9 protein-coding genes are annotated in these 13047 nt (G+C 64.4%); 1 reads left to right on the top strand and 8 read right to left on the bottom strand.

The annotated features are described in order from the left end of the window. Positions 1–67: 67 nt before the first annotated feature. From FIV42_RS16250 to FIV42_RS16220, 7 genes are all read right to left on the bottom strand, one after another. Complete coding sequence (locus FIV42_RS16250; protein ID WP_141198705.1) at positions 68–385, bottom strand: hypothetical protein; 318 nt, start codon at positions 383–385, stop codon at positions 68–70. Positions 386–609: 224 nt separating this feature from the next. Beyond that, positions 610–1236 (bottom strand): response regulator, encoded by a 627-nt coding sequence (locus FIV42_RS16245; RefSeq protein WP_141198704.1) that lies wholly within the window; start codon positions 1234–1236, stop codon positions 610–612. 5 nt (positions 1237–1241) lie between these two features. Continuing rightward, positions 1242–2408, bottom strand: coding sequence for a sensor histidine kinase (locus FIV42_RS16240; protein ID WP_168210701.1), 1167 nt, complete (start codon positions 2406–2408; stop codon positions 1242–1244). A 161-nt stretch (positions 2409–2569) separates the two neighbouring features. Continuing rightward, the gene (locus FIV42_RS16235; RefSeq protein ID WP_141198702.1) at positions 2570–5323 is read right to left on the bottom strand and encodes a hybrid sensor histidine kinase/response regulator; all 2754 of its coding nucleotides are present in this window, start codon (positions 5321–5323) and stop codon (positions 2570–2572) included. A gap of 43 nt (positions 5324–5366) precedes the next feature. Beyond that, on the bottom strand, positions 5367–6317 hold the full coding sequence (locus FIV42_RS16230) for a substrate-binding periplasmic protein (RefSeq protein ID WP_141198701.1): 951 nt from the start codon (positions 6315–6317) through the stop codon (positions 5367–5369). 73 nt (positions 6318–6390) lie between these two features. After that, positions 6391–7704 carry a homogentisate 1,2-dioxygenase gene (gene hmgA / locus FIV42_RS16225; protein WP_141198700.1) on the bottom strand — a complete coding sequence of 438 codons (1314 nt, stop codon included), beginning with the start codon at positions 7702–7704 and terminating at the stop codon, positions 6391–6393. 414 nt (positions 7705–8118) lie between these two features. Then, positions 8119–9090, bottom strand: a complete 972-nt coding sequence (locus FIV42_RS16220; RefSeq protein ID WP_141198699.1) for a transposase — start codon at positions 9088–9090, stop codon at positions 8119–8121. 353 nt (positions 9091–9443) lie between these two features. Between FIV42_RS16220 and FIV42_RS16215 the strand changes: the two genes are divergently transcribed. Further along, positions 9444–11933: a hypothetical protein gene (locus FIV42_RS16215; RefSeq protein WP_141198698.1), complete on the top strand. Its 2490-nt coding sequence runs from the start codon at positions 9444–9446 to the stop codon at positions 11931–11933. Between the two features lie 114 nt (positions 11934–12047). Here the strand turns inward: FIV42_RS16215 and FIV42_RS16210 are convergent, their stop codons facing one another. Next, entirely contained in the window at positions 12048–12998 is a 951-nt protein-coding gene (locus FIV42_RS16210; RefSeq protein ID WP_222615249.1) for an aldo/keto reductase, read from the bottom strand. Positions 12999–13047 lie beyond the last annotated feature (49 nt).

The raw sequence follows: 13047 nt of genomic DNA, 5'->3' as shown, positions 1-13047 counted from the left end.
ACGTTGTCTGTCAGCCACGGTCACGAGGTCATGTGGGCGGCGGGCGGTTCCCGAAGTAAGAGAGTGCCTACACTGTGTCGTCTTCCATGAACTCCAACAGGCGCGCCTCCATCGTCTCGGCGGAGACGCAACCGTTTGTGTTGCGTCGCCGCCAGAACTTGTCGTGCATCGGGTCACAGTGATCGTCGAACACGAGCACGGGTACCTCGGCGCAGGCAGTGAGCACTCGCTCGGCAAGCGCCGACTGGTCGTCGAGCAAGGTGTGGTCGATGAGCACGAGCCCCCCGGGCCCGTCAGGAAGGGCGTCGGGGAGCGCGTCGAGGGTGGATACCAGGGTCGCGTCGAGCGCGAACCGACGCTCCAGCCAGAGCGCAAAACGTTGCATCAGCGTAACTGAAGGGTGCACGACGACCACATGTTGGAGGCGCACGGAATCCATGGTTCGACCGTACGCTCGACCGACAGTTCGTGTCAGTCAGCCCCCGTCATATCGTTGTGTAGGAAGAACCGAGTTCTGTTTGTCAGACGAGTCCTACACGGTGTCGGACACCGTGTAAGGTGCCGCGTGTAAGGTGGCGAGGAGGGTGGATCCACAGGAAGCTGGGCGCCTCAATCGATGAGCTCGTGCTCGAGGGCGTAGCGCACCACGTCGGCGACCGTGTCGAAGCCGAGCTTCTCGAACAGGCGGCTGCGGTAGGTGCTGACCGTCTTGGGGCTCAGGTTGAGCTGCTCTCCGATCTCGCTGACCGTCGCGCCGTCGGCGAGGCGAAGCATCACCTGCATCTCGCGGTCCGACAAGGCCTCGTGGGGATCCTTCGCTTCGCCTTCGACGCTGCTCAGCAGTTGCTCGGCCATCTCCGGGCTCACGTAGCGCCGCCCGGAGCGGATACGCGCCACCGCCGCCTCCAGCTCGTCGACCGCCGAGGCTTTGTGCAGGTAACCGGCCGCCCCCGAGCGAAGCACCCGCAGCGCGAACGAGTCTTCCGGATGCACGCTCACGATCAGCACGGGTAAATCGGGCTCGGCCGCCTGGAGCTGCGACAGAGTGTTGAGCGCGTCGCCGTCGGGCATGTCGAGGTCCATGACCACCAGATCCCAGGTGTCGTTTCTGACCGCGCGCAGCACCTCGGCGTGTGTCTCCACCGACTCGGTATGCGTGACATAGTCGAGCGCGTCCAAGGTCATCTGAATGCCCTTTCGAACGATCGGATGGTCGTCGGCGATCAGAATCTTCATGGATCTCAGTTCTCCTCTAGTGGAAGCTCGAGTCTTACCGTGGTGCCCTGACTCGAAGAATCGATCTGCAGTTTTCCTCCGATGAGCGCGGCTCGCTCACGCATCCCCTGGATGCCGAACGAAGAGCGCTGCACGGTGCGCTCGGGATCGAAGCCCTTGCCGTCGTCGCGTACCAGCATCTGCCCGGAGCCTGCGCCGGTCTCGAAGCACACTGTAGCATGGTGCGCCTCGGCATGCCGGGCCACGTTGGTGAGCGCCTCTTGGGCGACCCGAAAGACTTGAATCGCCACGTTCGGGTTCACTCGCCAATTTTCGGTCCCCTGCTCTTCGAAGTCGCACTCGATGTTATACCGTTCGGAGGCTTCCCGACAAAGCTGCTCGAGGGCGGCGATCAGACCGAACTGGTCGAGCAGCGGAGGGCGCAGCGACGAGGCGAGCTTGCCGATGGTGACCGTGGCCTCTTTGACCTCGGCGGCCATCTGGTCGATGAGCTCGGTGGCGGAGCCATCGGCATGCTCCTTCAGCGCGCGCAGCCCGAAGGTCAGCCCGGTCAGCGTCTGACCGAGCTCGTCGTGAATCTCGCGGGCGATACGCTCGCGCTCTTCCTCTTGAGCCACCGTCACCGCGCGCATCAACCGCTGGATACGCTGCGTGGCCTGCTGATGCTGACGATCGAGCTGGACCCGCTCGGTGACGTCCTGGACTGTGCCGCGCAGCCATCGCGGCTCCCCATCGTCGCCGTTTTCAACCTTGGCGTTGGCGTGAAACCAGCGTATCTCGCCATCTTCGAACATGATGCGATAGTCGGTATCGAACTCCTCGCCGGTCTCCAACGAGCTCTCGAGCCTCTCCTGAACAAAGTCCACATCGTCGGGATGCAGCCGGTCGTAGAAGCGATCCATCAACCCCGTAGTTCGTGTGGGATCCAGCTGGAACAAACGCGGCACATGCGGCGACCAACTCAGCGTGCCGTCCGTGACGTCATACTCCCAGTGACCAATGCGTCCAATGCGCTCGGCGGCCTCGTAACGCCGCTGCGTCTCCTGAAGCTCGCCGATGAGGCGCTTTCGCTTGGCGCGCTGCGAACCGATCAAAAAGAACAGCAACGCCGAAGTGATCCCGACAAAGACCAGCCCCTTGACCGTCTGGCCGGCGACTGACTGTGCCGACACCATTTGGTCCGACACCACGATCCACAGGCCTGCAGCCACAGCATAAATCGCTACGATTTGAGATCGACTGAACTCCATTCTTCCGTTGGGGTGCGCGTATCGTTTTGGAGACCCTCGAAGTACCGAGGACCATGCTCAGATATTCCAGCACCACAATCGACCTACCCCTCGGCGCGCGGGCCCGACTGCTTGCCGAGCAGGACCCGATGGACGACTGCATTGAGCCGGTCGACTTGGATCGGTTTGGTCAGGTAATCGTCCATACCCGCGGCCAAGGCGCGCTCTCGGTCCCCCTTCAGCGCGTGCGCCGTCAGCGCGACGATAGGCACATGCTCGCCGTCTTCGACTTGCTCGCGGCTTCGGATGGCGGCGGTGGCCTCATAGCCGTCCATCTCGGGCATTTCGACGTCCATCAAGATCAGATCGAAGCGCTTGTCGGGCGCCTCGTAGGCCTCGATGGCCTCACGGCCCGACTCGGCCACGTCGACCTGATGGCCTCCGCGCTCGAGCAGCTTGACGGCGACGATCTGGTTCATCGGGTTGTCCTCGGCGACGAGCACCCGAAGCGAGGGCACCGGCGCAGCCTCCTCTCCGGCCTCGCGACGGGTGGCGCCTTCTGAGACGGGCTCGGGAATCTCGAGAGCCTGCAGCAACACCTCGTAGAGTTGAGACGGACTGACCGGATTGATGAGGTGGTAGACACGCCTGTCGCCGTCACTCGCCTCCACCGACCGCCCCGCCGCGTCCACCACGATGATGGGCACCCCGTCGAGCCGTTCGTCGGCGGCGATCTCGTCGGCCAAGGCATCGGCATTTCGGTCACATCGGCGCGAGTCGAGCACGACCAGGCGATAGGGGTCCTCTGCCGAGGCCGCACGATTCAACTCCTCGAGCACTGATTCCGTGCACGGGATGACCGTGGGCGAGAGCGCAAAATCGGCCAGCAACTGGGAATGAAAGTGCCGGCTCCGCTCGGTGCTGGCGACCACCAGCCCCCGAAGTCCTCGCAACGCCCGAGCCACCTCGGGGGACAGCGGCCAAGCCTCCTCTTCGACGGCAAAGGGCAAGGTGACGTGGAACTCGCTCCCTTCGCCGAGTTGGCTGTCGACCCAGATGTCGCCGCCCATGCGGTCGACCAGCTGCGAGACGATCGCCAGCCCCAGCCCCGTCCCCTGATATTTGCGCGTGCGTGAAGTATCGGCCCGGCTAAACGCGCTGAAGATCTCGTCTTGCTTTTCCTCGGCGATGCCAATGCCGGTATCGCGCACCGACAGGTGGAGGCGCGTCTGCTCGGGTTCCGGCCGATCGACGACTTCGACCTCGACGACCACCTCCCCTTGCTCGGTGAATTTGATTGCGTTGCCGACCAGGTTGGTCAAGATCTGGCGCAGCCTCCCCTCGTCGCCTCGCACCACCTCGGGCACGTCACGATGCACCCGACAGGCGAACTCGACCTCGTCGCCGGCCGCGTTGACCGCAAGCGGCTGAACCGCATCGAAGATCGTGTCGCGCACGTCGAACGGCTCGTTCTCCAGCCCCTCACCGGCCCCGGCCTCGAGCTTCGAGAAGTCGAGGATATCGTTGATCAGCGACAGAAGCGTCTGCGTCGACTGCCTCGCCAAGGTCAGATACTTGCGCTGCGCCGGGTTCAGCTCGGTGTCGAGCAGCAGTTCGTTGAGCCCGATGATGGCGTTCATGGGCGTGCGGATCTCGTGGCTCATATTGGCCAGAAACCGGCTCTTCGCACGCACCGCGGCCTCGGCCTCCTGGCGTGCGATGACGAGCGCGTCGTTCGAGCGTTGCAGCTCGGTGGTGCGCTCGGCGACCAGCTCCTCGAGGTGCTCGCGGTGGTGTTCGAGCGCGCTGAACAACTCCTCGATCTCGCGCGTCATCAAGTTGAACGCCTCGGCCATCTGGCCGACCTCGTCGTCGGTGCGCACGTCGGCGCGCACGTTGAAATCGCCCTCTTCGACGCGCGTGAGCAGCCCGGTGAGCTGACGAACCGGCTGGACAATGCGGCTCACCCCCACGGTGATAATCCCGATGGCGAGGAGCAGGCCAATCCCCGAGATGAGCACCAGGGTGACCGCCATCGCCTCGAGCTCCCGGGTCACCTCGGCCCGCCGGCCGGAGATAGCCAACGACCACCCCAGCCGAGGCACCGGGGCGAAGGCCATAAAGCGCGTCTCCTCGTCGTGCTCGAAGGTCGCCCAGCCGACCTCGCCGGCATCCATGGCCTGGGTGAGCGCCTCGCGATCTTCGAGCGCCGCTTCGGTCAGGCTCGCGGAAGCCCCCTTGTCGGGCTCGTTGAGCACGGCGCCGCCGGGGCCGAACACGAAGACATCGGCCTGCTCCAGGACCTGCATACGATTGAGCTTCTCGAAGAGAGCTTCGGTGGGCACGGTCACGCTCACCGTTCCTTGCAACTCGGGAGCGGTGTGCTCGAACGAGATCAACACCGGCGCCGTGATGCTGACCGCCTCGTAGCCGAAATGCTCGTGCACCTCCGAGATCGTCGTCTGCCCCTTCTGAGCCGCCTGCTTCCAATACTCACGGTCCCCAAGGCTGACGCCGCTCAACGCACGGTCGTAGGGGACCACCGTGATGACCTCGCCGTGCGGGCCGGTGTAGAAGATGTGGGCGACCTCGGGATACAACTGCCGGTGCACGCGAAGTGCGCTCTCGACATTGATGGCGGTGAGCACATCCGAGGCCAAGTAACGTGTGGCTCGCTCGGCCTCGATCAGTTCGTCGTTGAACTCGTCGGCCAACGATTCGCTCAGCAGGATGGCGTTGTCGCGAATCTTCTCGAGCAGAGCAGAGGTCGACAACTGCAGCGACAACACGCCGATGACCGCCACCATGGCGATGATCACCGGGATTACCCCCAACAAGAGTTTGTTGCGAATCTTCATGAGCCCACTCGGCTCGAGTCAATGCTGAGTCTACGCCCGTCGCCTACTCGAACTGCATGCCTCCCGATCCAAACCATTTGAGGGTCAGCGCCGCCAAGGTGCCGTCGGCGCGCATCTGTTCGAGCACCGCGTTGTAATGGGCGACGAAATTGCCGTCGAAGTGAGGTGCGACCCCGGTAGCGTAGGGCCGCACGGCGATGGGGACCCCGGCCGGAACCACCGGAAGCTCCCGATCGCGCACATAGTACAAGCCCGTCTGCAGGGTCGCCGAGCAGGCCTCCACCTCCTCGGCGACCAGTCGCTCGAGACACTCGAGGACACTCGACATCTCTACCAACTGGATCTGGCGGGTTGCCCGCAAGAGCCACCCCTCGATGCTGTCACGCAGTAAGCCAACTTTGCGACCTTGGAGGCTTTGGAGCACCTCCTCGGGTGTTTGCCCACCGATGCCGGCCGAGTCACGGTGCACGAAGATGACGAACTCGTAGGAGTTGTACGACTCGGTGAACTGATAGACACGCCGGCGCTGCTCGGAGATGGTCATGCTCGGGGCGAGTTGCGCGCGCCCCACCTTGACGTCGGTCAGGGTGCGCGGCCAGCTCGCCACGGTGAACGAATAGGGCACGCCCATGCGCCTCAAGATGGTCGAGACCACCTCGACGTCGTAGCCGCCCAGCTCACCGGTAGCGTTGACCATGGTGTACGGCGCTAAGTGGGGGGACACGCTCACCACGATCGTATTCCCCTCGGCGCTGGGCACCTGCGGAGGCACCACAGGCGCCTCCTCGATACTCACCACCGGTGATGATTCGAATTGGAAGGTGGGTTGGGATTTGATGAGAAGCCGCGGCTCGTCGGCGTCGCATCCGCTCGTCATGGCGACGAGCAGGCAGACGACCGCGGAGCCTGCGAGCCACGCCGTCTCTCGCCATCGAGACGACGTGGCGCAGGAGTGTTGTGTTACGTTGCCGTTGTGCTCGCGCGCCTCCTCCATGACCTCGCCCCGCCACAGTCACCCAATCGCAAGCTAGCTCCCGGGTGAGGGAGGTCAAACGAGGCGCGGCGGCTCAGTCCCAGTTGCCCTCGGGGGTCCCGTCGAAGTGCTTTTTCAATCCCGCCCAGCAGTCGAGGTAGTTCTCCTGCATGGTGTCGAGGCTGGCACTGTACTCGGTGAGATGCTGGGGCAGGCGGGTCTCCCACATAAACGCCATCGTCCCCTCGAGCTTCTGGGGCGCGAGGTCCATGTTGGAGGCCTTCTCGAAGGCGTCGACGTCGGGCCCGTGCGGCAGCATCATGTTGTGGAGACTCATGCCGCCGGGCAAAAAGCCCTCTTCTTTCGCGTCGTACTGGCCGTACACCAGCCCCATGAACTCCGACATGATGTTGCGGTGGTACCAGGGCGGGCGGAAGGTGTTCTCGCCGACGAGCCAGCGATCCGAGAAGATGACGAAGTCGATATTGGCCGTGCCCGCCTCGCCGGTGGGCGAGGTGAGCACCGTGAAGATCGACGGGTCCGGATGGTCGAACAGAATGGCGCCCACCGGCGAGTAGTCGCGAAGGTCGTACTTGTAGGGCACGTAGTTGCCGTGCCAGGCGACCACGTCGAGCGGCGAGTGGCCGATGGTGGTCGTGTAGTGGCGGCCGCACCACTTGACGTGGATGACCGACTCGGTCTCCTCGTCTTCGTAATAGGCGACCGGCGTCTTGAAGTCGCGCGCGTTCGCCAGGCAATTCGCCCCGATGGGCCCGCGCTCGGGCAGGGTGAACTTGGCGCCGTAATTCTCGCACAGGTAGCCGCGCGCCGGCCCGTCGACCAATTCGAAGCGGAAGGCCATGCCGCGCGGGACCACCGCGATTTCGCCCGGCTCGACCTCCATGATGCCCAACTCGGTCACCAGCCGAATCTCGCCTTCTTGCGGGATGAACATCATCTCGCCGTCGGCGTTGAGGGTATACATGTCCTGCATCGACTCGTTGACCAGATACAGGTGCGAGGCCATGCCCGCCTGGCCGACGGTGTCGCCGGCGGTGGTCACGGTGCGCACCCCGTCGACGAAATGCGTCGGCTCGTCGGGGATGTCGACGGGGTCCCAGCGGCGCTGGCCGATGGGAAGCTCACCCTCGTGGGCGGTCGGCGCGCTGCGCCACAGCTTCTGGCTATACGGCTCGTAGCTGCCCATGTGGCGCACCGACGGACGGATGCGGTACAGCCACGAGCGCTCGTTCGAGCTGCGCGGCGCGGTGAACGGCGAGCCCGACAGCTGCTCGGCGTACAGCCCGTAGGCGCACTTTTGGGGGGAGTTGCGCCCCTTGGGCAGCGCGCCCGGAAGGGACTCAGTTTCAAAGTCGTTTCCAAAGCCGGTCATGTACTCGAGCGTCATCTACGTCTCCGTCTGTTCTGGTTGATATCTGCCCGGTTATGACATAACCCGCCCGCCCACGAGAATCAATTGACTGCGACCAATCGACTCAACGGAATGAAGAAGCGCCCCCCGTCGGTGCACGACGGCGTGGCTGCCCCCCCACACGGTGTCAGACACCATGTCATGCAGCAGTAATGCGGCTCACAGCACGTTTCGACCAAGCTCGACGAGTTAATTCGGCGTGATGACGAAGGTCACACCGGCAGCAGCACACATCGAGTCGAAGTCGGCTGCGATTTGGCGGGCTCGTCGGTCGAAAAACGGCGGGGAACGTCATCGGATAGACGTACTTCGGCAGGCTCACGGCACAGGTCGCGAGAGCGGGCGGGGGACAATGGCTGGAGCTTCTCGAATCGACGACGGGAGGTCGCCTCAAGCGGGCCGTGGCGGCACGGTCATGTTGAACTGACCCTTGCACCCGTAGCAGAACTGGTGGCCTGGCGGGATCGTCCCCTCGGGAAACTCGATCCGGTTGACCGGCGTCTTTCCCTCGCGCCACTTTCCGACCGCCTCTTTGTAGCTGTCGGCCACGTCCCAGCGATGCTTGCGATACTCCTCGCGCTGCTCGGGGTCGCCTCCGTGACACAGCGGACGCGGCGCCTTTTTCGGATTTGCAGGACGGCTCGACCACTTCTGGGCGAGCACCTTCTTTGGGCCCAGGCACGGCTTGCAGCGATTTTCGGCCAGCTGCCCGGCGTGCTTGTGGCACTCCTCGACAATCTTTGCGTGGTAGGCCTCGTCGTCGAGGTCCTTCCACTGCGGGAGCTTGGCCATCTCGAGAGGGTAGCGCACCGTGGCCATCTCGATGAGCTCGGCCTCGGTCTTGTCTTCATTCTTCTTCTTTCGCTTCTCGCGCCAGTACGTCTCCCTGTCGACCACCTCTCCCCACATGGGCTCGCCGCTGTGGTGGATGTCCCAGGAGCAAAGCCCGGGCCACCGCTTCGGATGACTCACCAGGTCCGACTCGCACGGGTTGCATACCGTGTAGCGAAGCCGGTCGATCAGCGCGTCGTCGTCCAAGATCTTGGTGGCCGTGTAGCGGCGCTCCCAGAAAGTGCCCGTGCGGTTGTGAAGCTTGTTCAGCTTGCGCGCCAGCTGGCTCTGGAAGTCACGCATGAACAGGTGGAGCTGCAGCGAACGGCAGCGCGCCACGATGTGGAAGTGGTTCGACATAAAGCAAAATGCAAAGATCTCCACGCCGTAGATCCATGCGTACTTGGCCAAGAGTCCCAAGATGATCTTGTTGACCTCCTCGCCTGGCTTGAGCCCGTGGAACTGGTGGAGCGTGCGGTTGACGATTTCGTAAATCGCGTCCTTTTCTTGCTGCCTGAGCGGTTGTCCCATCTGCCAGTCTCCGTAAGGTGAAGGTTCATCGACAGCCCTCAATACGGTTTTCGGCAAAAGGGGCCGAATCGTTGCGTGTTCGAGCCAACTTTTTCGCGGAACGATGTGCGACGCGAGCACCGAGGATCGCGCTCAGATGCCCATGAATGCTGGACAACATGGTGTCTGACACCGTGTTGGGGGTGGGGCGAGATCGGGGGGTGATTTCTGTTTCGAAATCTGCACGAGGCCCCCCGCGCACCGCCCAACTTTGACGCCTCCGTCAAGGCCGTGGTAGGGGTGGAGCGTTACAGACTTTCGCACTTTGCTGATGAACATGATCGCCCGCCCCGCGGGCGCGAGAGAGTGTTTGCATGCTGATTCGATCCAAGAAGCTGCTCTTTGCTTCGGCCGTCTCCCTCTTTGCCCTCACCGGATGCGTGGCCGACGAGCACAAAGAGCCGGCGCCCCAGACCTCCCAGCCCACCTGCACCGGCGCCAAGTGCGACTCGTTCTCCGACCGCTTCGCCGACCTCTACAGCGACATGAAGTCGGTCGAGCTCGACGACTTGACCGTCCTCGGCGCGGGCCTGGCCACCGACGAACTCAACGGCCAACTCGCCGACGTGCCCTACAGCCAGATCGAGCTCTCGCCGACCTCGCTGTTCGGCGCCCAAGAAGACGTCTTCGGCGAGACGGTCGTCCACGACATCGGCCAACTTCGCGCCGGCCTCACCGAGCGCCTCGGTGAAGACGCCTTCGCCACCAAAATCGTCGGCATCCGCCAAGAAGCCCTCGCGGCCAACCCCGACATGGTCTTCGCCGAGAGCCACTTCGAGGTCGGCCCCTCGCTGGGCACCAACTGGGGCCTGTCCCACGGCGACGCCGTCGGCAACGTCGGCTTCAACGCCGACGCCTCCATCGAATCGGTGGTCATCGCCCCCTACGAAGACCGCGTCGACGCCATCGTCGACAACCCGCTGTCGGCCATCGGCTCGGCCCGCGAATTTGTCCTGCCCCGCCACGCCGACGACGTGCGCGCCATGGCCCCCGGCGAGAGCCTGGCCATGCGCGCCGACGGCACCCTCGGCTTGAACCTGGGCGTGGGCGTCCCCTTCCTGCTGGGCACCCTGACCGACTTCGTCTCGCTGCACGCCCGCGCGAGCTTCGGCGCCCGCGTGGCCCTCGGCGGCAAGCTCGACGTCCAACTGGTGCGCGGCACCAACGACGACGTCTGGGTCGACGTCGGCGTGGCCAACCAACACCTTCGCCACTTCTCGGTCGCCCTCGAGACCGGCTTCGGCGTCGAGGGACTCCCCGAGGTCAACGTCGATCTCGGCCCCCTGAACATGAGCCTCGACGACATCGCCGAAAAGGCGCTGCGCAAGCAGCTCAACGAGCGTCTGACCCCGTCGGTCTCGGCGACCAGCTCCTCGCAGACCTCCCGACTGACCGTGGCGCGCTTTCGCTTCGACCTCGCCCGCACGAGCGACGAGGTCGAGCAGGCCCTCGCCCAGTCGCTTCGCGGCGACATCCGCCTCGCCCAGGCGCTCGCCAACCGCGGCGGCGAGGGCGTCGTCCAGGAGCTCGACCTGACCAAGGAGCACCGCTCCGAGTCCGACTATATCGGCTTCCGCTTTCTGGGCATGGAGTTCTACCGCGCCAACGGCTTCGACACCGGCACGGTCCAAATCTCGGCCGACGGCCAAAACCAGACGCTCCTCTTCACCGAGATCGAGGACAAGTCGGGCCTCTTCTTCACCAACCGCAACACCAGCTGGCGCACCCTCGTCTCGCTCCAGAGCCGCGACGGCAGGCTGACCGACGCCAGCGTCAACGCCCGCATCACCCTTCGCGAGGACGACAAGTTCTTCGACCGTGACCAAATGCTCGACCACGTCGACGCCCTGGCCGGCTACTTCGTCGGCTTCGAGCCCTTCTACGCCGGCATCAGCGCCGAGCACGACGCCCTGCTCGACTGGGTCGACAACCAGTGCCCGCGCCCGGGCCACCAAGCCGATTACGCCGAGCGACGCGCCTACCGCGAGTGCATCGACGCGCTGCCGACCTCCCCGGAGTATATCTCGCAAAAAGACGCCGTCGCCGCCGCCAACGAGCAGGTGCTCGCCGGCGCGCTGCGCTCGGGCTTCGTCGAGGGCAACTCCGCCGACATCACCCGCAAGCTCCTGGCGTTCAAGCTCGGGATCTCCGCCCGCGGCGACTTCATGGGCAACCCCGAGGGCCGCATGCTCACCCAGGTGCGCTTTAGCGACGACGCCGTGCACCACCTGATGGTCCCCGGCCGCCACCAAGACTTCGAACTCGCCGTCGAGCAGGTCCTGCGCCTGATGGCCGCCGAACGCGACCGCACGTTGGCCGACAAGACCGACGACCTCGACGACTACGTCGACGACCGCCGCGAGCGCATCGCCGAGATGGCCGCGCTGTACGCCGACGCCACCGTCCAGTTCGCCGACTACGAGGCCCTGGCCACCATGCAAATCGACGGCGAGGCCGTCGGCGACGAGTCCCAGATGGTCCTCATCCCGGTCGACTCCCAGCAAGACATGCGCCTGGCCAGCCTGGCCGAGCACAAGGCCAAGGTCCTCGAGCGCCTCGTCCCCGAGCTCTCCGACCTGGCCGAAGACGGAATCTTCAACGACCTCGACGAGCCCACCGGCTTCGTCGTCGGCTACGCCATGCTGTGGATGGCCGAGCCGAGCCAGGTCGAGCTGCTGACCAAATTCGACTTCGACGACGACGAAGAGGCGCTGCCCGACGACGTCGACATCTACGCCATCGGCTCCTCGCCGCTCATCGGCGCCGGCCAATTCGACCTCGAAACTCTGCTCGCCGGTCCCTGATCGACCGCCTTGCAGACGGGAACTAACCGAAAAGGGCGCGAAGGACGCAAAGGACGCTAAAGTCCTCTGTGCCCTCCGCGCCCTTTGCGGTTCAACTCAACTCCTACCGAGACATCACACCCAAATCTTCGAAGCCTCGTACGGCGACTTCTCGTCGGCGAAGAACTCTCCGTCGAGGTAGCGGTAGCCCTTGTCGAGCTTGGCGATCTCGGCCATGTGCTCGTCGGTCAACTCGACGTCGAGCGCGCCGAAGTTCTCCTCGATGCGACCGGGGTTGGTCGACTTGGGGATGACGACCGTGTCACGCGCCATCGCCCAGGCGATGAGCACCTGCGCCGAGGTGGCGTCGAGCTCGTCGGCAATGGAGGTGATCGTCGGGTGGTCGAGCAGGGGCGGCTCGTCGCCGGCCTTGTGCTGGCGACCCGGCGAGCCCAAGGGCGAGTAGGCCGTGAGCAGGATGTCGTGCTCGTTGCAGAAGTCGAGCAGCTCGCGCTGCTGCAGGTGCGGGTGACACTCGACCTGCACGACCGCCGGCATCTCGCCGACCTCGGCCAGCGCCTGCAGGCGCTCGGGGCCCATGTTGGAGACGCCGATATGCTTGGTCAGCCCCGCCTCTTTGAGCTCCATCATCGCCTTCCAGGTCTCCTCGAGCGGGGCCTCCTCGAGGGTCAGGTAGTCCTCGCGGCTCTGAGGAAACTCCACGCCGTGGCGAAACGCGATCGGCCAGTGGATCAAGTACAGGTCGAGCTGCTCGAGCCCCAGGTCGTCGAGGGTCTTCTCGATGGCCGGGCGCACGTGCTCGGGCTTGTGTGAGTCGTTCCAAAGCTTCGAGGTCACAAACAGCTCGTCGCGGGTGATATCACCGGCCTCGATGGCCTCGGCGATACCCTGGCCGACCTCTTCTTCGTTGCCGTAGATCGCCGCACAATCGATGTGCAGGTATCCCGCCTCGAGCGCATGGCGCGCCGCCTGATGGACCTTGCCCGGATCGGCCAGCCACGTGCCCAAACCCAGGGCAGGCATCTCGATTCCGTCGCGAAGTTCCAGCTTCTTGTAGTTGGTCATCCTAGACTCCCTTTGCTTTGATCGGATTGTTGCAACTTAGGCGTATAGT

It is taken from the genome of Persicimonas caeni (assembly GCF_006517175.1).
Taxonomy (GTDB): Bacteria; Myxococcota_A; Bradymonadia; order Bradymonadales; family Bradymonadaceae; genus Persicimonas; species Persicimonas caeni.
This window is presented reverse-complemented; position numbering and strand designations above follow the sequence as displayed.

What these genes read in the sequence shown, in the direction of transcription:
- FIV42_RS16210 (WP_222615249.1), bottom strand. Translation starts at nt 12,998, where the DNA reads ATGACCAACTACAAGAAGCTGGAACTTCGCGACGGAATCGAGATGCCT.
- FIV42_RS16220 (WP_141198699.1), bottom strand. Translation starts at nt 9,090, where the DNA reads ATGGGACAACCGCTCAGGCAGCAAGAAAAGGACGCGATTTACGAAATC.
- FIV42_RS16250 (WP_141198705.1), bottom strand. Translation starts at nt 385, where the DNA reads ATGCAACGTTTTGCGCTCTGGCTGGAGCGTCGGTTCGCGCTCGACGCG.
- FIV42_RS16230 (WP_141198701.1), bottom strand. Translation starts at nt 6,317, where the DNA reads ATGGAGGAGGCGCGCGAGCACAACGGCAACGTAACACAACACTCCTGC.
- FIV42_RS16245 (WP_141198704.1), bottom strand. Translation starts at nt 1,236, where the DNA reads ATGAAGATTCTGATCGCCGACGACCATCCGATCGTTCGAAAGGGCATT.
- hmgA (WP_141198700.1), bottom strand. Translation starts at nt 7,704, where the DNA reads ATGACGCTCGAGTACATGACCGGCTTTGGAAACGACTTTGAAACTGAG.
- FIV42_RS16235 (WP_141198702.1), bottom strand. Translation starts at nt 5,323, where the DNA reads ATGAAGATTCGCAACAAACTCTTGTTGGGGGTAATCCCGGTGATCATC.
- FIV42_RS16215 (WP_141198698.1), top strand. Translation starts at nt 9,444, where the DNA reads ATGCTGATTCGATCCAAGAAGCTGCTCTTTGCTTCGGCCGTCTCCCTC.